We start from the raw sequence: 22303 nt of genomic DNA, 5'->3' as shown, positions 1-22303 counted from the left end.
CGCGACGAGCATCAGTCGTCCGCCGGCGCCGAGTCGTCTCCGGCGCTCGCGTCGAGCGGGACGCCGTCGCCGTCCGTCGGCGCGGGCGACGCCCCCATGTCGTCGTCCTCCGCGTACGGATACCACGTGCGCTTGGTGTTGTGCATCATCGGGTCCTCGTAGTCGGTCTCCTCCGGTTCGACGAGCGCCTCCAGGTCGTCCTCGTCGTGCCGCTCGACGAAGTCCCGGAACGTCTCGCCTTCCTCCCGCTCCGCCTCGTAGGACGCGACGAGGTTCGCGATAGCGCCAGGCACCTCGTCAGCGGGGATGCGTTCACCGACCCAGTCCGCGAACCGCGGGTTCTCCCCGAGCCCGCCACCGAGCCCGAGGTCGAACGCCTCCACCGGCTCGCCGTCCTTCCGCGTCTTCATCCCCCGGAGCGAGACGTCCGCGATCTGGGGTTGCGCGCACGACGCCGTACAGCCCGAGAGGTGGACGTGGAAGTCCTCCACCGGCTCCGGGAGGTCGACGTTGTCCCGGAGGTATCGCGCGTAGCGGACCATCCGGTTCTTCGTCTCCACGATGGACAGCGAGCAGAACTCCGTGCCCGTACAGGCGATGGACCCACGCATGAACGGACTCGGCTCCGGCTCGTAATCCACGAGCAGGTCCTCCGCGAGGAGGTCGTCGACGTCCTCGTCGGGAACGTCCGTGACGATGACGTTCTGGCGCTGCGTGAGTCGAACCTCGCCGCTCCCGTACTCGTCGGCGAGGTCGGCGAGGTCGAGGACGTCGTCGACACCCATCCGCCCGACGAGGACGTTCAGCCCGACGTAGTTCGCGCCGTCGGCCTGCGAGTGCACGCCCACGTGGTCGTCGTGCCCGTCACCGTCGCGGCCCGCGTTGTAACTGTAGGACTCGCGGAACCCCTCACCAGCGGACTGGAGTTCGAACTCCACGAACTCCTCCTGCAGGACCCGCCGGACCTCCTCGGCACCCCACTCGTCGACGAGGAACTTGATGCGCGCCGAGTACCGGTCCTCGCGGTTCCCGTACTCCTCGAACAGCGCCGACATCCCGTCCGCGACCGCCGCCGCCCGCTCGTGCGGGACGAACACGTCGATGTCGCGCGCGAGCCGCGGCTCGTTACGCGCCAGTCCACCGCCGACGCGGACGTTGTACCCCTTCACGCCGTCCTTCGTCGCCGGCTCGAACGCCAGGTCGTTGATGTCGCCCTGCCCGCAGCCCTCCACGCACCCCGTCACCGCGACCTTCCACTTCCGAGGCATGTTCTTGTAGCGGTCGTTCTCCTTGAACTCGCGCTGGAACTCGTGCACAGTCTCCAACGCGTCCACGTGCTCGTGCGCGTCCTTCCCCGCGACCGGACACGACACGATGTTCCGCCAGGAATCACCGCACGCCTGCACGGTCGACAACCCCGCGCTCTCGAGTTCGTCCCAGACGTCGACGATGTCCTCGACCTTGATCCAGTGCAGCTGGATGCTCTGCCGGGTCGTGAAGTCCGCCCACGCGTCCCCGAACTCCGGGTTCGACACCGGCCCGGTCGCGTACTCCTTCGCGACCTCGCCGACGACCCGAAGCTGCCCGGGTTCGAGCACGCCACCGGGCGTCCCGATCCGCATCATGAAGTAGCTCTCCTGGCCCGCGCGCTGGTGGTACAACCCGTACCACTTGAAGCGCTCGAACCACGCGTCGCGCTCGTCCTCCGGGATCGACTCCCAGCCCTCCTCGGCGAACCGCTCGATGTGCTCACGGATGTCCGTCCCGTACACCTCGGCCTTCCACTCCTCGACGTCCGTCGCCATTCGTGCACGAACCCACGCGCCACGGGGTCATACCCGCAATCGTCGCGTCATACCTCCCCGGTACTCGCCGAAACCGGAGACACTTGCGCGACCCACACGCCACGGACGCACGGCGCATCGCACCACGCGGACTCAGACCGCGGGCTCGCTCCCAGACCGCACCGCATCCGGCGGATACGGCCGGAACGACCCGTCCAGCACGCGACCGACACCCAGCCCGGAGAACGCGTGCTTCTCACCGCAATCCACGCACCGCCCCACGCCGTCCACCGTCACCTCGCGTCCCGCGACGCCCACGCGCGTGAACGCCTCCAGGAGCACGAACGCCGTCGTGCACGAGCAGAACTCCGTCACGGCGAACCGCCAGATGTCGCTCGTCGGCACCCGCCGCTCGTTGTCCACGGACACCCACGCACCGTCGTCGAGCACACGCAGTTCCGTCACCATACCCCTCCTCGGACCGCCGCGGGTTTGGGCGCATCGGGCCGCGCAAACCTCCGTGTCGTCCACGACACCACGAACCACCACGAATCCACTCACTGCACGCGATTCCCCGTCGTTTCGACCGACCGAGATACCGGGCAGATGCTCCGGTACCCGGGAGCCCCGGTCACGATTGAAGCCACGGACTCGTTTAACCACACCCGCCACATACGAGGAATCGATGACCCCCTCGTACGCCACGGACGACGACCCACCCGACGACCACACGCCGTCCCAACGCCCACCCACGGGCACGGGAACCACGACCGTCGCAGCGCCAGCAGACGTCGCACCAGAGCTCCACGACCCCGAGGACGCATGACGATGGCCGACCCCGAAGTCGACACCACCGAACCCGACCCCATCGAGGACAAGCCGACCACCGTCGACGACACCACCGAATCCGAACCCACCGAGGGCGACACCGCCGAACCCGACGCCGTCGACGACGACACCGCCGAATCAAACACCATCGAGGACGAGACGGCCACCGACGACGACCGCGACGACGCACACCTCCAGAACGTCGAACCCGGTGCCGGCTGCACCGAGATCTGGGAGCACCTGTCGGAGACGCGCGACCAATAGCACCCACGACTTTTCTCCACCCGCCCCGAAGGACCACTCGATGCCAGACGAGGACGCGCCCCGCGCCGACCGCCAATCGCCCGTCGGGGAACCCGTCATCCGCGGCGACCCAGACATCACGGGGCAGACGCCCGAAGAAGCCGTCAAGTTCGACCCCGACAACCCAGAGAGCGTCGCACTCGCCGCCGAGACCGTCGCCCGGTTCGCGACGAGTAGCGTCGGCGACGACGACCACGTGTACGTCCTCCGCGGCGCCGCCGCCTGCGCCGCACTCGTCCGCGGCGTCGGCTCGTACAAGACCGCCGCCGAACGCACCGACGGCGCCGCCAGCGTCTCCTTCATCCGGAAATGGGCGCGCGTCCACGACCTCCCACGGTCCGTCCGCCTCCACGTCGCCCGCGGCGACATCGCACCGACCGCCGCGAAACACGTCGCGCGACTCGCCGGCGAAGCACGCTTCCACCTCGCCTGGGCGATACTCGACGCCGACCTCACCGTCCGCGACGTCCGCACCATCGCCAGCGCCGTCGACGACACCACCACCATCGAGGACGCCCTCCGCGACCACGGCATCCGCCCAGGGCACCTCGACGTCGACCTCCCCGCGGACACCTACTTCGAGCTCCGCCGCCAAGCCGCGCTCGAAGACCGACCCCCCGGCAGTGTCCTCGCAGACGCGCTCGCCGCGTACGCACCCGACCGCTACACGCCCGACGACACCCGCAACTGACCCTACTCCTCTGCGAGGAACTCCACGATCGCGTCCGCGAGCACGTCCGCAGCCGCTCGAACCTCCGAGAGCGAGATCGTCTCGTCCGGGAAATGCGCCTGGTCGATACTTCCCGGGCCGAACAGGACCGTCGGAATCCCGGCCTCGACGTAATGCCGAGAATCAGCGCCGTACGTCACCCCGCGCGGCTCTTCGTCCAACCCCCTAGACCGCATCGCCCCCCGGAGCGCATCGACGATCGGTTCGTCCGCATCGACCGCCGCCGCCTCGAACTGGATCCCCTCCCGCTCGAAGACCGGCGGACGCTCGCGCGTCCACGCATCCGCCTCCGCGACCAACCGAAGGCGCTCGCGGAGCGCACGCTCGACGTCCGCAACCGACTCACCGGGCGCAACCCCCACCCGGACGCCCGCCGACAACGCCGCCGGCACCGACGACGCCCACTCGCCCGCGCGCACCGTCCCGACGTTCACCGGCCACTGAATCGGGAACCGGTCGTACCGCGCATCCGTCACCGCCTCGTCGCGCTCACGCTCGAACGCCCGAAGCGCCTCACGAACGCGCTCGAAGTGGTCGAGAACCGACTCGCCGCGCCACCGCGTCGCCGCATGCGCACTCCGCCCCTCCAGCGTAATCTCGCCCATCAAGCTCCCCTCCACGGCCGTGACGCACGCCAGTTCAGTCGGTTCCGCGACGATACACGCATCCCGATCGAACTCGTACGGCGACGCCAACGCCGCCATCCCCGCACCGATACCACCCTCCTCCTCGCCAGCAACCGCCTCCACGACGACACGACCGTCGAACCCACGACCACGAGCGCGCTCGACAGCCCCACGCGCAGCGAACGCCGCAGCCACCAACCCACCCTTCATGTCCGCCGCACCACGCGCCGTCACCTCGTCGCCATCCCACGTCGCCTCGAACGGCGGACTCGACCACGACCCCTCGCCAGCAGGAACGACATCCACGTGACCGTTCACGACGAGCGTCCGACCCGCATCAGCATCCCCGACCTCGAGGACACCCGCGACACTCGGCCGGCCATCGACGTCGATCTCCCCAGGGTCGTCCGGGAACGACGGATGACCCGCAAGAACAGTCGCATCAGCCTCCCACGTCACCGTCTCGAACCCCCACTCGTCCAATCGCTCCTCGAACCACGCAACCACCCCAGCCTCCTCGCCAGGCGTCGACGCGTACTCCACGAACGACGAGAGCGTCGACCGAACCGCCCCCTCGTCCGTCACCTCGAAATCGTCCATACCGAACGCTCACCCAGCACCATCCTAAGCGTTCTCCACTACATCGACAACCCTTAAATACGCGGGTCCGAAACTCAGAAGCGAGGGCCGGTAGCTCAGTTCGGCAGAGCGTCTGGCTTTTAACCAGACGGTCGGGGGTTCAAGTCCCTCCCGGCCCGTTCTACGCGACGCAACACGACGAGCACCGCGAGGAGTCTGCGTCGCGGAGAACACCAGAGGGACTCGAACCCTGCCAGTCGCGCACAGCGAACGAACGTGAGCGAGCACGTCTGGCTTCGGTTCAAGTCCCTCCCGGCCCGCTCCTCCAGCGAACGAACGCGAACAGCGCAGCAGCCATCCAAACACCGACCCCCACAAACCACGCACAGCGAACGACCCGCCGCGAACACGTCCAGAACACAGTTCGGACCGCCAACCCGTCACGTCATCAACGACACCACACCACACGAAGCCAACCAAGAACACGAAACACGACGAACAGCTCGAACACCACAAGTCCACGAACCAAACCCGCGAAGAACGGCCAGCGACCCCCGACGAACAACGAACTACCGCGTCAGTCCTTCCGAGGGAGGAACGCGAGACCGAGAAGGAGCACGAGCGTACTCCCACTCCCGATCGTGATACCCCAGACACCGTTGATACGATCGTGGAACCGATTGTTCTTCCGAATCGTCTCACGAAGCTGCTCCCGCGCATCCTGACCCTCACCGAGCAGGACAGTATCGTTACTCTCGAAGTGAACGACGTACGGCTGCTCGTTCAGCGAGATATTCTGATTGTTCGCCGTAGACACGGCGTTCGTCCGGGGCGCCGTCCACTCAAGCACGACACTCGTATTCGACACGCTCGCAATCGTCGTCCGGTTCCCAGCACGCTCGAAGGAATCACCCTCCGAGAACAGGACCGGCTGTACCGACTCGTTCGACGAGTTCGCGATGTACGACGTCACCGCAACGTCCTGCCGTCCACCCTGGTCAGGCTGACTATCGATGTACTGGACACCATCACTCCACGCCGGCTGGAACTGCTCCGTCGGCTCCCACCGAAGCTCGAACCGGTCCGTCCCATTCTCAACCAGGACACGACGCGTCTGATTCTCGAACTCGACAGTAGAGTTCGCCGCCCACGTCTCCGTATACCGCGCAGAATCGTTCGTCCACTCGAAACGGACGGTGTACTTGAGACCACCACCACTACCATGGCCACCACCCTCCTGCTGTTCAGCCTTCACCTCAGCGGCCGTATACGTCCGACCATCGACAGTGACAGTGTCACCCGCCTGGACCTCACGAACGTCGTCACCGCTAATCGTGATCGCGGGAGCGTCCGCCGTCGCGATGAACGCGTACGACCCGGCAGCGATCACGAGGAAGAACGCGATGTACGCCGCCGCTGCTCGTCGTTGCATAATCGAAGCGAAGTACGCACTCGGTATAACGGTTTCTAACTCACCACGACAAACCCACCACACGACCACCGATCACACAGCTCGCAATCGAACACGAACACAGAGAGAAGCCAAGGGCCGGATGTGAACATCATCTTCATAATCTCTGGTGTCATTGTGAAGTTATCGGTATGAGTAAGACACGAGCAAAAGTTGGCTCTCTGCGAGACCGTATTCAGGACTCCCCCGACCTCAACGATGAGGACCGCGAGTTGCTTCTGAAGTTCAGTGACAAACTCTATCTTCTGAAGTCTGAATACAGCGACTACCGTCACGAGAAGCTCCTCCGGCACTGCACTCGGATGGGCGAAATCGTGGGTGGCCTGGGTGACGCACTGGAGGACAAATCTGCGGCTGAGGACATCGTCCGCTGGATTAATCAGGAATACGACAACGAATACACGAATCAAGACTATCGGTCGGCACTCCGGACTTTCGGGAAACGAGTGTCTGAAGGCGACGAAACTCCGCCCTCTCTGGAGTGGATCCCGACTGGGACCTCGAACAGCCACGATCCGATTCCGAATCCTGCCGATATGCTCCGGTGGGAAGAGGACGTCATTCCGATGATCGAAGCTTCTCGGAACTCTCGCGATAAGGCCCTCCTCGCCGTCGCATTTGACTCGGGAGCCCGAAGTGGCGAAATTCAGGACCTGACCGTTGGAGACGTCAACGACCACAAACACGGCCTGCAGATTATCGTTGACGGGAAACAGGGGCAGCGTTCGGTCACGCTGATTCCTGCCGTCCCATACCTGCAACGCTGGCTCTCCGACCATCCGACCCCGGAAGACCACGATGCCCCCTTGTGGTCGAAGCTGGACGAGGCCGAAGACATCTCGTACCGGAACTTCCGAAATATCTTCCAGCGGGCCGGAGACAAGGCCGGTGTCTCGAAGCCCAATACACCGACCAACTTCCGGAAGTCCAACGCGACATATCTCGCTGAGAAGGGCATGAACGAGGCGTTCATCAACGACCGCCAGGGACGAAGCAGAGGTAGCGAAGCGACAGCTCACTACGTCGCCAAGTTCGGTGGCCGGGCAGAGGACGAGTACGCACGCTTGCAAGGAATCGAGGTCGATGCCGATGAACCCGAGCCCATCGGCCCGGTCAAATGTCCCCGATGTGGAAACGACACGCCGCGTCACGAACCCGCATGCGTCCACTGCCAGCAGGCTATCGATCACGAAGGGATTCAAACGATAAGCCAAGATGAGAAAGCCGTCCGTGACGCACTGTTGCGGTTCGCTAAGGACAATCCGGAACTCCTCGACGACTATCAAAGCGCTAGAAACCTCACCGAACTCTTCGAGGATCGACCCGAGCTCTTCGAAGACGTCCAATCGTACATCGACGCCGTCGGAGACGACTAGCACCGACTCACCTGAGTTGGACCTTGACCCTTTGAAGTTCTCTCTCGACGTCTTCGACTCCTTCGAGGTCGCCGCTGTTCATCAAGAGGGCCAACGCGTATGCTCGTGCCTCGTCACTACCACACGCGAGAATCCTGCTGAGCATATCGCTGTTATCTCGGACGTACTGTGGGAGGTCCGACGTACTCATTTCCGTCCCTCTGAGGCCTCAAGTCGCCCAACCAGCGACGGTGCTGCGTTTCTTTGAGAGGTTTCCTTCATGTGTCGAGACGGGCTTTCGTAGGGGGATTTCATTCTACAAGAGCAAGGACTCCCGAAGACTGTATTAAACTCCGGACTAGGACTGCACTTGTTAAAGAACAATCTGACTTGCGTTATCCTTGGATTCTCCGGGACCTTCATCCAGTTGTTGGATTGTCACTTTCCCAGTCAAAGAAATGCAAGAGCATCAGGACTCAAGGAGACCCTTAGAGGCTATTCGAACTCTATGCGGGTGGAAAGTTGGAAGCCACCAATCACCAATTATTGGCCGGCTATATGTTCCTCAGCCTCAAATCAGGATTCGAACATGCCGAAAACTTACAGTTGCAGGCTATCTGATGAAGAATCCGAACTCATCGAGACCATTGTAGAAGAGACGGAGCTAACTCGGGCAGGATTACTCAGAGGAGGCCTCTGGTTTTACCTAAATGAAGACCCAGACGGGGTGTTAGAACTTCTCAGAAGCGGCCCTCACGCATAGTGCCAGACATAATTTGCTAAAGATAATTGGAGAATGGTTCTCGGCTTATGCTTGGAACATTTGTAAAACAGGGCTCTCACTTCTAATGAAACGTTGTAAATAGAATCTAAGAATTATGAGATAGATATATGTCCGTTGGACTGTCGTATTCAGTCCCATGCCCAACATCTCCGAGAACGATGGCGCAGTCACATTAACTGTTTCCGGCCGACGTGGACCGGTTCACAGGTCAATGACTGTTGAAGATGCCGAAGAGTTCCTTGAGGACCTAAAGGAGGCCATCGAAGAGGCAAAAGGAGAGTAATCGAGAGCCAGCAAATCGCCGTTTTCAATTTACCGTCGTCCAGAGTGTCGCGTCTCCATATTCAGCAGTCCTGACCCTTCCGTTGTTTCGTAATCGCTCCATGGCCTCATTCCTACTCAAGCCATAGACCTGCTGAACTTCCTTAGTTGCGACAGGCCCATATTCATCAACGAACCCCACAAGGTCCTGTGGATCACCTTCATCCAGCCCGGCTTGTTCGAATATCATCTTGAGGTCATCAATATGAAGGTAGCCCTGTTGAGAAACAGTTCGACCATCAATATGGATGGTCGTTTCCGGCACCTCTACGTCACGTCTACTCTTTTGAACGTCAACTTCGTCCCAATCGTCCTTCAGTTGGTCCGGGTCAAGTCCGACCTCCGCCGCAAGTTCGAGAGCGGTGCTTCGATTCTCGATGTTCCGTCCCTCTACAATGGCGGCAATTCGGAGTCGCCTCATATATTCGTCAGCAAGTGAGAGACTCTGTATTCGAGCTGCAGCGAATGCACGGTTGGAGACTTCGGTTGATTCAGGTGGATCACGAGACCAGATAGATGAGTCAACAGGCATTCCGTGCCGTTGTGAACCGAGCCCCCATTTCTCCGGCATTGATTGGGGGGACTCAAAACTCCGCATTGGGACTAAGCGGTCCTCGAACTCTATTTGATCCCCGTATTCTTCCTGAAGTTGATAGCGAATCGGATAGAGGCCGAGTCCGACGTTATCCCAAGCGTCTGAATGGATAACTACCGACGCTTGTTGTTCATCCTCTTCGTCGTCGTCATCGTCTTCCTCGGAGTCGTCAACGTCTTCGGGTTGTTCAAATTCCGGTTCCTGCGTCTGTTCCTCTGATGTAGGTTCGGGGGGTTCCGACTCTCCTTCCTCGCATTCTTCCGGTTCTTCGGGAGGAGATTCCGGAGTTTCGGTCGGTGGCGGGGTGACTGGTGGATCCCCCGGCGAACCGCCGCCCGTACTAACGCTAGTCGGTGGAGTCGAGGGCACTCCTGACTCCTCGTCGTCGGACTCGTCAGGGTTTTCCTTAGGAACTTGCTCCGGGAGTCCTGTTTGCTGAGATTCCTCATCCTCGTCGACGGTTGCTGGACCTTCCTCATCGGAAGAAGGTGTACTGATTGGTGGTTTCCCCTTATCTCCCCCGCCCATCAGTTCTCACCTCCTTTTGAAGCACAGTGTTTAGTCCGACCTGTCGGTTCGTCCGTCCATTGCGCAGTTTCTGTTTGACCTTGTAGTGCCATTTTGCTAGTTCCTCTGAGGAATAACCGTCTTTTGTTAGGTTGCATGCTTGAGTCCAGTTCCAAAATCCCGCAACGCCATCGACCCGCATCGGGAGTTGACCGACATCTGGCGGAGATTGCTTGCCGATGACGAGTATGCCTCCTGGGTCAAAGACATCAATAGCAGACTCGGTTCTCCTGACGAATTTCTTTAAACTCGGAGTTTGGACGCCATACATGCCGATTCTGTCGACGCCGATATCTTCGAAGACATCTGCCGCTTGGACGTAATGCTCCCTCCGTAGCCCTTTCGCGAGAGGGATGAGTTCAACGTGAGACAGACTTCGTGCTTCCATTCTATCGTGGAACCACTTGACCCGGTCCACGTAATGGCTAATCATGTTCTCCTGGTCGACCCGGCCCATGCTAGGATAGATCCAACCGTAGTCCGGGATGTACCGCACTTCGCGGTCGATATCTGCCAGAAAGTCGATTGCCTCAAACCGCGACCGTCGAAGAGTCTTTTCGTCACTCTCAGTCCCGGTAATGGTGAGGGTTTGGTGTGGTTCAAGGATGCTCTCGAACCCACTGTCTCGGTTCTCAAAAGCTCGCTTCGCCTTGCTGTAATTCACCATGAGGTGTTGAACGAGCTGATTTCCCTTGTTGAATCGGAGGAACTTCCCGTGTGGGTCCCAGCGCAAAATAACCTCACTCCGTCGCTCGAAGTCTTCGAGAGAACTGGCTGTTGACGAACGGTCATCGACAACGCTGTCTTCTGGCGAGGATTGGTGCATCAAACGTTCACCTGGTCTCCGGATTGTGTTCAGATGGAGACATAGAAAACAAGGAGGCGGAAGAACTTAAATCCTTCTAGCAGGAAACGGATTTATTAGGTTTTGGCCAGCCTAGACCGCGGAATTCTATGTCCTTCGAAATCCAAACCGAAAGCCGTCTTTAGAGTATTTCAAGACACATGTCACAAACCAATGAGCCGACGGATGCACAGAGTTCAATGAGATTTTTCGAGTTCTCGGTACAGATCCTCATCAAGCACCTGTTGTAGACCCTTACTATCCCTACTGGTGGACTCGGCAGTATATCCACCAAATAGACCAACGGTCCCACCGAGGAGACGACCAGAAGTCGGGTTTCCACCTTCACTCATCGCGAACTTCGCGCCTTCGTTTGCACCTTGCATAATAGCCTCTGGGTCGGCCTGGGTGATCCACTGGGCATACTCCTCAGGTGCAAGAGTCTCGCCGAAGTACGATGACGCACCGAGCAACATCCCGACGGCTTCACCGTTGATTTCGTCGAGTTCCTCACCGGCATTCGCTATTACTGTGGCGTGTTCAAGTAATTCAGAGGCATCCAGTTCCGCTAATGGCCCATCTTCCACGTCCTCTAAGAGTGTACCACCCACGCCTCCGCCGATAAGACTCACCGCAGTCCAGAGGTACGGATGTCCAGTGTATGCCGCAGCGATTGGTTGGACGATCCGACCTGTTGTTCGCGCCCAATCCCCCACCGTTTCCGGGTCTGCCTCTTGGAGTTTCTTGCCAACTTGGTCAGCCCCGGCTGCAAAGCTATTGCGCGCCTCCTCCGCCTGGCGTTCGACCGGGCTTCGTACCGCAGCCCGTAGCTCCTCGACGCTCTCGGCGTCCGAAACGGTCTCGTGAATCGTTTCCTCCGAGCGTTCTTCCTCATACTCCTCCAGCAGGTTCGAAAGCTGTCTGAGGAGGTCGTCGGCGTCGTCAGATTCAGCCACCAATTGGTCCGCTTCGTCGAATGCCTCGGGAGGGAGGTCGTCCAAGACTGCACGGATGGACTCGTTGGTCGGGCTGTCCCGCCGGGCTCCCGCCAGCGTGTACCCACCCTCGTCTGGATCCAGGGAGGCAGTTCTCGGTCGGACGTCGAACCGTTCTCGGAGGTACCCGGAGAGGGCTACGAAGTCGTCCTCGTCGTAGTCCTTCGAGACGGGAATCTCGTAGTAGAGTTGCTCCGTTTGCAGGATGATTCGGTTGTTCGTGAGCGATTCGGGGATGTGAGACGAAAGACGGCTCTCCGTGTCGTAATTCGATGCTTCAACCGCGTCAAGTTCAAGCGTCATTTTGTCGTCTCCATCCTGGGATCCGACTACAGTCAGCCAGCGTTGGTCCGTGACGACGTGGATGACTTTTCCGAGCTTCGACCGCTGCGGAACCAGTGGTGCCTCCTCTCCCTCAACACGCGGTGTCTCGCGCTTCGATGTGAAAATGAAGTGCGGTTGCTCTCCATCCTGAAGGTGGTACAGGATGCTTCGACCATCTCCCTGGCCAAATTTGGACGTGATGTTGGAGACTGCGCTGAGTTCGAGTTTGTCGGCTGTCACCGAGTCGTGACGTGCGTTTTGAACCAACAGGCGGATTTTCTCTTGTCTCGACTCGCTCATCCCCTGACGGATATCTCGCTGTATTCTTATAGATTTGGCAAGTTTCGTCGGAGGAGTTAGTTTCGCCAAGAGGTGTCGAGGTTCGGTTTGCTCTGATTCGATTTGCACCAGCAAACGATAAGGAGGTGAAGGGATTGGGTAGGCGTATGGCTTCTGAGAACGAGGATGTCCTCCGATATACTGAGGGTGGGCAAACTCTCGACCTTGACACGCTTGAATCCCATCTCTGGGAGGCAGCTGATATTCTGCGCGGAAGCATCGACGCTGCGGACTACAAGAATTACATTTTCGGGCTGCTGTTCCTGAAGCGCATCAACGACCGGTTCGACGAAGAAACGGAGGAGATTGCGGAGGAATACGACGTCGACGAGGGGACAGTGCGTGGCGACCGCGACCTCCACGAGGAGTTCTGGGTTCCGGACCGTGCACGCTGGGATCACATCGCCGAACAGGACACCGACATCGGTGCTGCACTGAACAAAGCGCTCGAAGCGGTTGAGGACGAGAACGACGCCATCGCCGACCGCGTGCTCACCTCTGTCGACTTCAACGACAAGGAACGCCTGAGTGACGCCACGCTCGACGAGCTCGTCACTCACTTCACGAAGCATCGCTACCGCAACGCTGACCTCGAGGACCCCGACATCTTCGGACGGGCCTACGAGTACCTCATCCGGCAGTTCGCCGACGACGCTGGGAAGAAGGGCGGCGAGTTCTACACACCCCGCGAGGTTGTCCAGCTCCTCGTCGACTGTGTCGATCCCGAACCCGGCGACCGTGTCTATGACCCCGCGTGTGGATCCGGCGGGATGCTCATCTACTCCGCCCAGCACGTCGAGCAAGAGGGCGGTGACCGTGACGACATCGCGCTGTACGGCCAGGAGAAGAACCTGAATACGTGGGCAATCGGGCAGATGAACGTCCTCCTGCACGAGTTGCAAGACGCCAAGATCGCGAAGGGCGACACCATCACCGATCCGAAGTTCGTCACCGAGCACGACGAGCTGGAGGTCTTCGACCGGGTCGTCGCGAATCCACCGTGGAACCAAAAGAAGTGGAGCAAAGAGTGGGTCCAGGAGAACGAACCGTACAACCGCTTCCAGTATGGCCTGCCGCCAAAAAATCGCGGGGACTGGTCGTGGATTCAGCTCATGCTCGCATCGCTCTCGGAGACCGGGAAGGCGGGCATTATAATGGACAATGGTATACTGTTCCGCTCACGCTCGGAGAAGAAGATTCGAAAGCCGGTTCTGGAAGCGGACCTTATCGAGGCCGTCATCGCGCTGCCTGAGAATCTCTTCTACAACACCGGATCGCCAGGGTGCATACTCATCATGAACAAGGACAAGCCCGAAGAACGCGAGGGGAAGGTTCAGTTCATCTACGCCGAGGACCAGACGCTCAGGGAGTCCGGTGTGCAGGTGTTCGAGGAACTCTCGAACCAGAATCAGCTGACGGAGGAGGGCATCGAGTACCTGGCCGAGACGCACCTCACCGGACGCGAGGAAGGCCATCACAGTCGGTTAGTCGACATAGAGGAAATCAAGGAGAACGACTGGAACCTGAACGTCCCGCGCTACGTCGACACCACAGAGCCGGAGGAACCCATCGATGTGAGTGATAAACTGCAAGAGTTGGATAAGCTATCTGAAGAGCGCCGGAAGACCAATGAGGAACTGCAGCAGTATATGGAGGAATTGAACTACCGATGAGTGAGACCGTGAAAGAGCGTCGTGAGGTACCCGAGGGGTATTCCGAAGTGCAACTCGGACCAAAATCAGATATCATCCCAGAGGACTGGGGAATCGAATCCCTTTCCAATTGGTTGTCCAGTTTGGAGACTGGTGGTAGACCAAAAACCTCAGAGAGGTCCGAGTCAGATTCGGTGCTGAGTATTGGGGGGGCACACATATCAGATGGGTCGTTCAATCTTGAGGAACCAGTCTATATTTCAAATGATTATTATGAGGGATTGAATTCCGGGAAAATCAGCCGAGGCGACATTCTGTTGGTGAAAGACGGTGCGACTATTGGGAAGTCGACGTATGTGAATAGCGTTCCAGAGGGAAACGCAGCCGTCAACTCACACGTGTATATCCTGCGTGTAGAACCCCAGAAGTACGATTCACAATTCCTATACAATTTCATCAATTCCCGCATAGGTTTAGACCAGATACTCCGACTCACGACGGGGAGTGCCCAAGCAGGATTGAATCGAACATTCCAACAGGCAGTGAAGGTTCCAACTCCACAACTCCCCGAACAGCGCCGAATCGCCGACATCCTCTCGACGGTCAACGAGCAGATTCAACAGACGGACGAGATTATCGGGAAGACGAAGGAACTGAAGCGGGGACTAATACAGGATCTGTTTGAAAAGGGAATCAGCTCTAGTGAATTCACGGAAGTCCACGTTGGCCCACGAGAATATCGATTGCCGAAAAATTGGACTATCAAACAGATATCTGATGCAATTGATGAAAATATAATCACCGGGCACCAAGATGGGAACCATGGGAACCAATATCCTCGAAAAGATGAATTTGTCGACGAAGGCGTTCCGTATCTATCAGCAAATATGCTCACGGGTGGACGAGTGGACTTCTCCGAGGCAAAGTTCCTCACACCTGAGCGTGTAAGCCAGCTCCGAATAGGCTTCGCGGAAGACGGGGATGTCCTCCTTGCTCATAACGCCACTGTTGGCCGCTGTGCAATATTAGAAACAGATGCAGACACTACGATAATTGGAACTTCCCTAACATATTTCAGATGCAACAATGATGAGTTGCACAACAAGTACCTGATGGCGTACTTCCAGAGTGAACTGTTCCAAAATCAGTTAGAAGACGTGATGGGTCAATCTACTCGAAATCAGGTGCCGATTACGAGACAACGGAACCTCGATCTGGTACTGCCACCTGTAGACGAACAACGCCGTATCGCAGATATTCTGTCTTTGGTCGATGAAAAATTACAGGAGGAGAAATCCACACGTGATGACCTCCAAGAACTCAAGCGCGGCCTCATGCAGGATCTCCTCACCGGCAAGGTCCGCGTCAACACCAACGATTAAGCCATGCCAAGCGAGTACGCCGAGTCCGAACGCCCTGCCCTCGACACCCTCCAGAAACTCGACTGGGAGGTCGTCGATCGGCAGCGAACCACTTGGAATGATCCCCGTCAAACGGAGTCATCTGCTGTACTCGAACCCCGCCTTCGCACCGCAATCGAACTCCTGAATCCGTGGATTGATGAGAATAACCTGAACAAGGCCGTCCGCGAGATTCAGCAGGTGGCTGGGCCGAGCATAATGGCCGAGAATGAGCAAATACACGAGAAGCTCGTCCGACACACCTCTGTCAAGCAAGACCTCGGCTACGGGCTGAAACACCAGACGGTCAAGTATATCGACTACGAAAATCCCGAGAACAACGACTTCTTCGCGCTCAACCAGTTCCGCGTCGAGGGGCCGATGGAGGTCATCAAGCCCGACATCGTCCTGTTCGTCAACGGTATTCCGCTCGGCGTCGTCGAGTGCAAGGCCCCGACCATCGCCGAACCTCGGAGCGAGGCACTCGAACAGCTCCAACGCTACCAGAACGAGCGAACCGAGACCGGCAAGGAGGGCGCAGAAGAACTTTTCCGGTACAACCAGTTCTCCGTCGCGACGTGGTACGAGGGCGCAGTGATGGGTACGTACGAAACCCCGAAAGGACAGTACAAACCCTGGCGTGACCCTTACCCGCTCGAAGACGACGACCTCGCGGGCCTACTCGACGTCGACTACGTCTCCCCGCAGGACCGGATGCTGTACGCCCTCTTCGACCACGAGCGCCTGCTTGACCAGCTCCGTCACTTCACTGTCTTCGACAGCGACCAGAGTGGCACCGCGAAACTCGTCGCCCGCTACCAGCAATACCGCGCCGTCGAGAAAGCCCTCGAACGCATCCAGCGTCGCAGTCGTCGCGAAGCTCAAGGTGGCGTCGTCTGGCACACGCAGGGGTCGGGGAAATCCCTCACGATGCTCTTCCTCGGGCTGAAGCTTCGTCGAGCCAAACCCGACCCGACACTCGTACTCGTCACCGACCGAACTGCGCTCGACGACCAGATTCACGCCACGTTCGAACGATGCGGGTTCCCCAACCCGAAAAAAGCCGAGGACATGGACGACCTCCGCGAGAAGCTCAGCACCAACGCCGGAGAAACCATCACCACGCTCATCCAGAAGTTCCAGTTACACGACGACGAAGAGGGGGACTTCCCGGTGCTCTCTCGCGACGACGAAATCTACGTGATGGTCGACGAGGCCCACCGAACCCAGTACAAGAAGCTCGCGAACAACATGCGGACGGCCCTCCCGAACGCCTACTACGTCGGGTTCACCGGCACGCCCATCGAGAAAGACGAGAAGGACACCCGCCGCACGTTCGGAAACTACATCGACACGTACACCATCGACCAATCGCTCGAAGACGACACGACCGTCGAAATCCTCTACCAGGGCAGACTCGCCGACATTCACCTCGAAGGCGCGAACATCGACCGCATCTTCGACCGCGTCTTCGACGACAGAACCGACGAGGAGAAAGCCGAAATCCAGAAGCGCTACGCGAAAGAGCGCGACCTCGCAGAAGCCGAGTCCCGAATCGAGGAAGTCACGCTCGACATCGTCGAGCACTTTGAGAACGAGATTGCGCCACCGTTCAAGGGGATGGTGGTCACGACGAGCAAGCGGGCTGCAATCCGGTACAAGGAGAAACTCGACGAACTGAACGGCCCGGAGTCTCGCGTCGTCATCTCCCACGGCCACAACGACCCCGAGGACGTGAAGAAGTGGGCACCGAGCGACACAGAGCTCTCGAAGTACAAGGAAGAGTTCGTCGACCCGAACGGCGAGGTCGAGCTGCTCGTCGTGTGCGACATGCTTCTGACCGGGTTCGACGCACCGGTCGCCCAGGTCATGTACCTGGACAAGCCCCTCCGCGAGCACAATCTCCTCCAAGCAATCGCTCGCGTCAATCGCCCATTCCCCGAGAAGAATCACGGTCTCATCGTCGACTACTACGGCATCTCCGACGACCTGAAAGAAGCCCTGGCTATGTTCAGCGACGACGACGTCAAACACGCGATGGTCCCCCTATCGGACAAGAAGCCGGAGCTCGAAGCAGCCCATCGCAAAGCCGTCTCGTTCTTCGACGACATCGAGGACATGGAAGCGTGTCTCCAGACGCTCGAACCGGAGGATGTCCGCATTGAATTCAAGAACGCGTACAAGCGCTTCTCGCAACTGATGGACATCGTGCTGCCGGATCCGATGGCGAACCCCTACAAGAGCGACCTCGACCGGCTCAGTGAGATTTTCGCTAGGGCCAAGCAGCGCTATCGCGACGACTCCATGAACCTCGAAGGATGCGGGGAGAAAGTCCGGGAACTCATCCAGAAACACATCCGGTCGAAAGGCATCGACGTCCTCAACGAAGACCCCGTCTCCATCATGGACGAGGGCGAGTTCGGCGCGAAGGTTGAAGGCCTGGAAAGCGACGAAGCACGAGCGAGCGAGATGCAACACGCAGTGAAACACGAGCTCTCCGTCCGCTTCGACGAAGACCCCGTCCAGTACGGGTCGCTCCAAGAACGCGTCGAGGAACTCATCGAGCAGTACAAACAGAAGCGGCTCAGCGACCAGGAGGTCATAGAGGAACTAAACAAGATCCTCGACGAGATGAGGTCCCGAGACCAGAAGGCACAGTCAAAAGGACTGTCCGATGGGACGGAACTCTCGTTCTACCACGCCCTGGAGGACGTCCTCGATGAAGAGGACTCGTCCGTCGACCCTGAGAAGTTGGTCGAACTGACGGGAGACATCGTCTCCGAGGTGGAAGACGTGGCGAGCGTCGTGGAGTGGCAAAAGAAAGTTGCTCTACAGCAGAAACTCCGGAAGAAGGTGAAGCTCCGCCTCATCAAGGCAGACGTCTCCATGTCGGAGGACGAGCGTACCGAACTCACCAACCGCATCGTGGAGTTGGCGCGGGCACACTACAAGCCATGAGACAGTACCATATCGGCCAGACGGTCGTACCGTATGAGATAGAGTGGAGTCCAGACCGCTCTACAATCGGGCTGTCGATGGACGGGACGATGGAATTGGCTGTTCGAGCTCCCGTAGACGCGACACTCGACGACGTAGAGGCTGTTTTAGAGGAGAAACAGCAGTGGATCCTCGAGAAACTGTACGGACTCGCCGAGCAGGACGACCCGCCACTCGACAAAGAATACCTGAGTGGCGAGAAGCTCCTCTACAACGGGCGTCGCTACCGGTTGAAAGTAGCGTCTTCCGATGTCTCGGAGCCGAAGCTCGAATTTGATGGAAGCCAATTCAATCTAACCGTCCCAGAACACGACCACGTCAGTACCCGTCGGAAACAGCAGGCCGTGGTCGACTGGTACATCCGCAGAGCCGAAGAAGAACTTCCAGAACGAGCAAACGACTACATCGACAAGCTCGGCCTCGACGAAGTAGAAATCGACATTCGACCACTCCGTCGCAGCTGGGGCGAGTACCAATCGGGCCGCATTGCCCTGCACTGGCGGCTGATTCTCGCACCCCGGAAAATTCAGGACTATGTTGTCGCCCACGAGTTGGCACATTTCAAGCACGGAGACCATTCAGATTCTTTCTGGAATACGGTGGGTACACTCGTCCCAGACTATCGAGAGAGGCGGGAGTGGCTACGAGTAAAAGGCGGGACTCTGACTGTTTAGAACTCCAGCCTCTCGCCACCTAACCGGTGACAGTAATCAAGAGCTGCCACCATACTTATTTGTCTAATAGCAGTCGGGACAAACTGCACAATGACAGGAGACGATCCCTACATCCATCGCGGTGATGCAGATGAATACACCGACATGGGGGCAGTTTTGAGCAACGATGAAAATTATCGCTATCAGCTTTGGCGTGAATGGGACCCCAAGAAGGGAACGGTTGGCTTCGTGATGGTCAATCCTAGCACTGCAGACGGGATGGAAGACGACGCAACAATCACACGGATTGTCAACTATGCAAAGCGGTGGGGCTATGGAAGAGTCGTAGTCGCGAATCTATTTGCGCTACGGAGTTCTGACCCGTCGGATCTTGGCGAGCACGAGGACCCTGTAGGCCCGAAAAACGACGAATATCTTCAGGAGACGTGCCAAGAGGCCGAAAAGGTCGTTGCAGCGTGGGGAACAAACGGCACGAGACAGAATCGGCACCGAGAAGTCGTGGAGACGCTTGACTTCGAGCTCTATGCCCTCGACACAACAAAACATGGTCACCCTGTCCACCCCCTGTTTGAGAAGAAGGACCTAGAGCCCTCTCCGTTCGATTACGACGACGACGACGAAGAATAGTCGACCGAGCGACCCCCGTTTCGGGTGCTTCAATTGGAACGTTGCGGAGGGCGGCGCGGAGTATTTTGATTTTGTGCCCTTAGGCACACCTCTAACTGGAATCACAACCCCCTGGGTTGGATTCCAGTCAGTCGACTCTTCGTCGGCTCTCGAGGAAGGAGAGATTGAACTCTCAGTAGGGGCAGAACATGCGAGAATGCAGTGAAAAACAGCTGTTTTAGACTACTTCGATAGTGTTGCCACTCAGTCGGCCGATCGGTTAGCCGGTGTCGAGGTACCGCCAGGCTTCGCCAACGCTACCGTCCCCGAATCGAACTTGAGCCGACCGATATCGCTCTGGAGGCATCCCGGCGTCCTTCCAGATTCTGAAGCCTTCACGAATCGCACGCTGGGCTTCCAGCCCTGGTTTCCCGAACCTGAGGGTCATCCGAGCTTCACGCCTGTTCAGTGCATCATCAATCTCGACACCATGACGGGCTGCCCAAGCAACGAAGACGCTCATCGTTTCTCCCAACCCTCGTTCAGCGGCGCTCAGTGCTTTAGCACCAGCCTCAGCTGCACGACGGACAGCTTCGTCTGCGTCCTCTACAGCCTCATGGACGAGTTCGGCGATGTAGCTCGACCGAACACTGACCTTCCCGTACTCACGCTCTACGAGGTCATCTATTCCTCTGAGGGCTCTTCGCACACTCTCAACATGCCGACCGTGCTCCTCGGCGATGTTCTGTGGAGCGACTTCTCCCCCGTCAGTGACGAGAGTCTGGAGGCTTTCCCACTGAACCGGACTCAACCCTCCCCGCAGGTGCCTAACGACTACGCACTCCTGAGAGGACCTGATGGTCGTAAGGTCCAGAACGACCGGTTCAGACACATCGGGAGCCGTCTCGCCCTCGAAATACGCATCAGGGACATACGGTCCCCTACCCTGAGTAGGCGATATATCGAGACCAGCATCAGCGAGAACAGACAGAAGCGTCTGGTCGAGCTCATGCTGAAGACGATCTAAATCTGTTTCAGACACGCCCAGCTTCCCATCCCAGCGACTCACCTGGTACGAGACGCCAACCTTGGGATGCGCAAGGGGCGAAGAATCGGGCTGGTTCGCCGCCTCCCTCGCGTAATAGTGTTTGACCTCTTTCGGGAGCGAGTGGTCGGGGAATGCTTCACGAACGCGACGTGGGCCGAGTGTGACGGTGTGGTAGTACCCCGGGAGGTTTCGACCGTAGTCGTCGTCATCGTTCTGGACGGTCTTGCGGTAGCCCCGTCGGTCCGTCTCCAGGAGGTGCCCCATCGAGGCAATTGGACCAGAACGTCCGTGAACCGGGCCACTTGCGTCCTTGTGAACCCTCACGTAGCGCTCCGCGTCTTGGACGTTGCTGTGTTCGTGGGGATCTTCAAAGTACTCACCTCGAATACCAACCGCTATCATCGCGTCTCGAAGCAATGATTGGTACTCGTGGAAGTGGATGTTCGACCCCTGGATTCGAATATTGATGGCCTCCAGGATTCCCTCAGGGATGGAGATTTCCGTTCGCGTGCCGTTGCTCTTTTCGGCCTGCATTCCTTGCCAGCGGGGAGTGAGATGAGCATAGAACTTCTGCTGCCCAACCGAATCCTCGTCTTCGTGGCGAGAAACTTTCATCTTGAATTCTCGCATCTTCTGGAGTCTCCATTCCGTTCCACCAGGTAGTCTCGACCCTGGGTGAATGATATTACTCGGCCGGAAGGAGAGAGTCACCCGCCACTTCCCCCCGCGGTGCAAAAATGTCGCCGTCTGACTACCATCAGCCGCTTTCACTACGGAGTCAGCAGCGAAGAACGGGAGGAGGCCGTTGCTGTCGAAGATATAATTCGCAGTGAACTCGTGCGGGGCTGGTTCTATACGCTCCCTCACACGCACCACCTCCACCCACCCAGCGCGCGCACCAATTCATTAGTCGAATACGCGTAGCTGGGGGTAGTGAAAGTCGGATGTGAAGGTAAACTTCCAAGCCAAGGGCCGGATTTGAACCGGCGGGGGTGCGGCTCTGCAGGCCGCTGCGTTCGGCCGGACTCTGCCACCTTGGCGCACCCACACCTACCGACTCACCGGATTTAAGCATAGCGGAACACCCTCACGAAACCACCCCCACGGCGCGCAAGCGACCGCTACCCACGACCACCGAGCACACACACGCGAGGGACACCCCAGGCATCCGGCCAGCACCACCAGCCCGGTCCCCCCAGCCTCGCCTGCGGAGGCTGTCACCCGAAACTGTCCCACCCCACGCCCTCCGATAGCGTCGCCACTCACCAAACACACACAATTCACAACACACCAGCTCACAGCATCGCCACTCCCCAAAAACACACGCATGCACAATCCACGACACACCGTCACCACTCCTCAATAAATACGAAAAGCCCACCACCCCCGAAGGGGTGGCGGGCCCAACTATGAATAGCGAGGCAGCGAACCGCGTTTCCCAGAGGCTCGCGCACTCCAGTACTCCCCGGTACGCAGATGGG

The 22303-nt window shown here is 58.8% G+C and carries 19 protein-coding genes and 2 tRNA genes; 11 read left to right on the top strand and 10 right to left on the bottom strand.

Features of this window, described 5'->3' with window-relative positions:
• Nucleotides 1-11: 11 nt before the first annotated feature.
• Both SM754_RS19865 and SM754_RS19860 read right to left on the bottom strand, forming a co-directional pair.
• Nucleotides 12-1805 carry a nitrite/sulfite reductase gene (locus SM754_RS19865; RefSeq protein WP_323677880.1) on the bottom strand — a complete coding sequence of 598 codons (1794 nt, stop codon included), beginning with the start codon at nt 1803-1805 and terminating at the stop codon, nt 12-14.
• Between the two features lie 132 nt (nt 1806-1937).
• Nucleotides 1938-2252, bottom strand: coding sequence for a DUF8134 family protein (locus SM754_RS19860; protein WP_323677879.1), 315 nt, complete (start codon nt 2250-2252; stop codon nt 1938-1940).
• A 217-nt stretch (nt 2253-2469) separates the two neighbouring features.
• Between SM754_RS19860 and SM754_RS19855 the strand changes: the two genes are divergently transcribed.
• From SM754_RS19855 to SM754_RS19845, 3 genes are all read left to right on the top strand, one after another.
• Nucleotides 2470-2610 (top strand): hypothetical protein, encoded by a 141-nt coding sequence (locus SM754_RS19855; RefSeq protein WP_323677878.1) that lies wholly within the window; start codon nt 2470-2472, stop codon nt 2608-2610.
• A gap of 149 nt (nt 2611-2759) precedes the next feature.
• The gene (locus tag SM754_RS20660; RefSeq protein WP_501993834.1) at nt 2760-2876 is read left to right on the top strand and encodes a DUF8595 family protein; all 117 of its coding nucleotides are present in this window, start codon (nt 2760-2762) and stop codon (nt 2874-2876) included.
• 40 nt (nt 2877-2916) lie between these two features.
• Nucleotides 2917-3606, top strand: a complete 690-nt coding sequence (locus tag SM754_RS19845) for a DUF7119 family protein (RefSeq protein WP_323677877.1) — start codon at nt 2917-2919, stop codon at nt 3604-3606.
• 2 nt (nt 3607-3608) lie between these two features.
• Here the strand turns inward: SM754_RS19845 and SM754_RS19840 are convergent, their stop codons facing one another.
• Nucleotides 3609-4871: a M20/M25/M40 family metallo-hydrolase gene (locus SM754_RS19840; protein ID WP_323677876.1), complete on the bottom strand. Its 1263-nt coding sequence runs from the start codon at nt 4869-4871 to the stop codon at nt 3609-3611.
• A gap of 84 nt (nt 4872-4955) precedes the next feature.
• On the opposite strand from SM754_RS19840, the gene SM754_RS19835 reads away from it, so the two are divergent.
• Nucleotides 4956-5029: transfer RNA gene (locus tag SM754_RS19835), tRNA-Lys, on the top strand.
• A 398-nt stretch (nt 5030-5427) separates the two neighbouring features.
• Here the strand turns inward: SM754_RS19835 and SM754_RS19830 are convergent.
• Nucleotides 5428-6282: a head-tail joining protein gene (locus SM754_RS19830; RefSeq protein WP_323677875.1), complete on the bottom strand. Its 855-nt coding sequence runs from the start codon at nt 6280-6282 to the stop codon at nt 5428-5430.
• Between the two features lie 170 nt (nt 6283-6452).
• On the opposite strand from SM754_RS19830, the gene SM754_RS19825 reads away from it, so the two are divergent.
• On the top strand, nt 6453-7697 hold the full coding sequence (locus tag SM754_RS19825) for a site-specific integrase (RefSeq protein WP_323677874.1): 1245 nt from the start codon (nt 6453-6455) through the stop codon (nt 7695-7697).
• Between the two features lie 7 nt (nt 7698-7704).
• Here SM754_RS19825 and SM754_RS19820 read toward each other — a convergent pair whose 3' ends face one another.
• Nucleotides 7705-7887, bottom strand: coding sequence for a hypothetical protein (locus tag SM754_RS19820; protein WP_323677873.1), 183 nt, complete (start codon nt 7885-7887; stop codon nt 7705-7707).
• A 709-nt stretch (nt 7888-8596) separates the two neighbouring features.
• Here SM754_RS19820 and SM754_RS19815 point away from each other — a divergent pair.
• Entirely contained in the window at nt 8597-8743 is a 147-nt protein-coding gene (locus tag SM754_RS19815) for a hypothetical protein (protein WP_323677872.1), read from the top strand.
• Between the two features lie 24 nt (nt 8744-8767).
• On the opposite strand, the gene SM754_RS19810 is transcribed toward SM754_RS19815, so the two are convergent.
• From SM754_RS19810 to SM754_RS19800, 3 genes are all read right to left on the bottom strand, one after another.
• Nucleotides 8768-9904, bottom strand: coding sequence for a DsbA family protein (locus tag SM754_RS19810; RefSeq protein WP_323677871.1), 1137 nt, complete (start codon nt 9902-9904; stop codon nt 8768-8770).
• Complete coding sequence (locus SM754_RS19805) at nt 9888-10769, bottom strand: hypothetical protein (protein WP_323677870.1); 882 nt, start codon at nt 10767-10769, stop codon at nt 9888-9890. The genes SM754_RS19810 and SM754_RS19805 overlap by 17 nt, the downstream gene beginning before the upstream one ends.
• A gap of 215 nt (nt 10770-10984) precedes the next feature.
• Nucleotides 10985-12406 (bottom strand): hypothetical protein, encoded by a 1422-nt coding sequence (locus SM754_RS19800; RefSeq protein WP_323677869.1) that lies wholly within the window; start codon nt 12404-12406, stop codon nt 10985-10987.
• A gap of 146 nt (nt 12407-12552) precedes the next feature.
• Here SM754_RS19800 and SM754_RS19795 point away from each other — a divergent pair, with 146 nt between their 5' ends.
• The 5 genes from SM754_RS19795 to SM754_RS19775 all read left to right on the top strand — a co-directional run bounded on the left by SM754_RS19795 (nt 12553) and on the right by SM754_RS19775 (nt 19795).
• Nucleotides 12553-14118, top strand: a complete 1566-nt coding sequence (locus SM754_RS19795) for a type I restriction-modification system subunit M (RefSeq protein ID WP_323677868.1) — start codon at nt 12553-12555, stop codon at nt 14116-14118.
• Complete coding sequence (locus SM754_RS19790) at nt 14115-15479, top strand: restriction endonuclease subunit S (RefSeq protein ID WP_323677867.1); 1365 nt, start codon at nt 14115-14117, stop codon at nt 15477-15479. The genes SM754_RS19795 and SM754_RS19790 overlap by 4 nt, the downstream gene beginning before the upstream one ends.
• A gap of 3 nt (nt 15480-15482) precedes the next feature.
• The gene (locus SM754_RS19785; protein ID WP_323677866.1) at nt 15483-18455 is read left to right on the top strand and encodes a type I restriction endonuclease subunit R; all 2973 of its coding nucleotides are present in this window, start codon (nt 15483-15485) and stop codon (nt 18453-18455) included.
• Nucleotides 18452-19168, top strand: a complete 717-nt coding sequence (locus SM754_RS19780; RefSeq protein ID WP_323677865.1) for a M48 family metallopeptidase — start codon at nt 18452-18454, stop codon at nt 19166-19168. The genes SM754_RS19785 and SM754_RS19780 overlap by 4 nt, the downstream gene beginning before the upstream one ends.
• A gap of 90 nt (nt 19169-19258) precedes the next feature.
• Nucleotides 19259-19795: a DUF1643 domain-containing protein gene (locus SM754_RS19775; protein ID WP_323677864.1), complete on the top strand. Its 537-nt coding sequence runs from the start codon at nt 19259-19261 to the stop codon at nt 19793-19795.
• A gap of 259 nt (nt 19796-20054) precedes the next feature.
• Here the strand turns inward: SM754_RS19775 and SM754_RS19770 are convergent, their stop codons facing one another.
• Nucleotides 20055-21689, bottom strand: a complete 1635-nt coding sequence (locus SM754_RS19770; protein WP_323677863.1) for a DUF7845 domain-containing protein — start codon at nt 21687-21689, stop codon at nt 20055-20057.
• A 96-nt stretch (nt 21690-21785) separates the two neighbouring features.
• Nucleotides 21786-21862 (bottom strand) — tRNA-Cys (locus SM754_RS19765).
• Between the last annotated feature and the right edge of the window lie 441 nt (nt 21863-22303).

Origin of the sequence: Halorubellus amylolyticus, from assembly GCF_034808145.1 — an archaeon.
GTDB lineage: Archaea > Halobacteriota > Halobacteria > Halobacteriales > Natrialbaceae > Halorubellus.
Note: the sequence above shows the minus strand (reverse complement) of the source record. Positions and strands in the feature narration are given on the sequence as shown.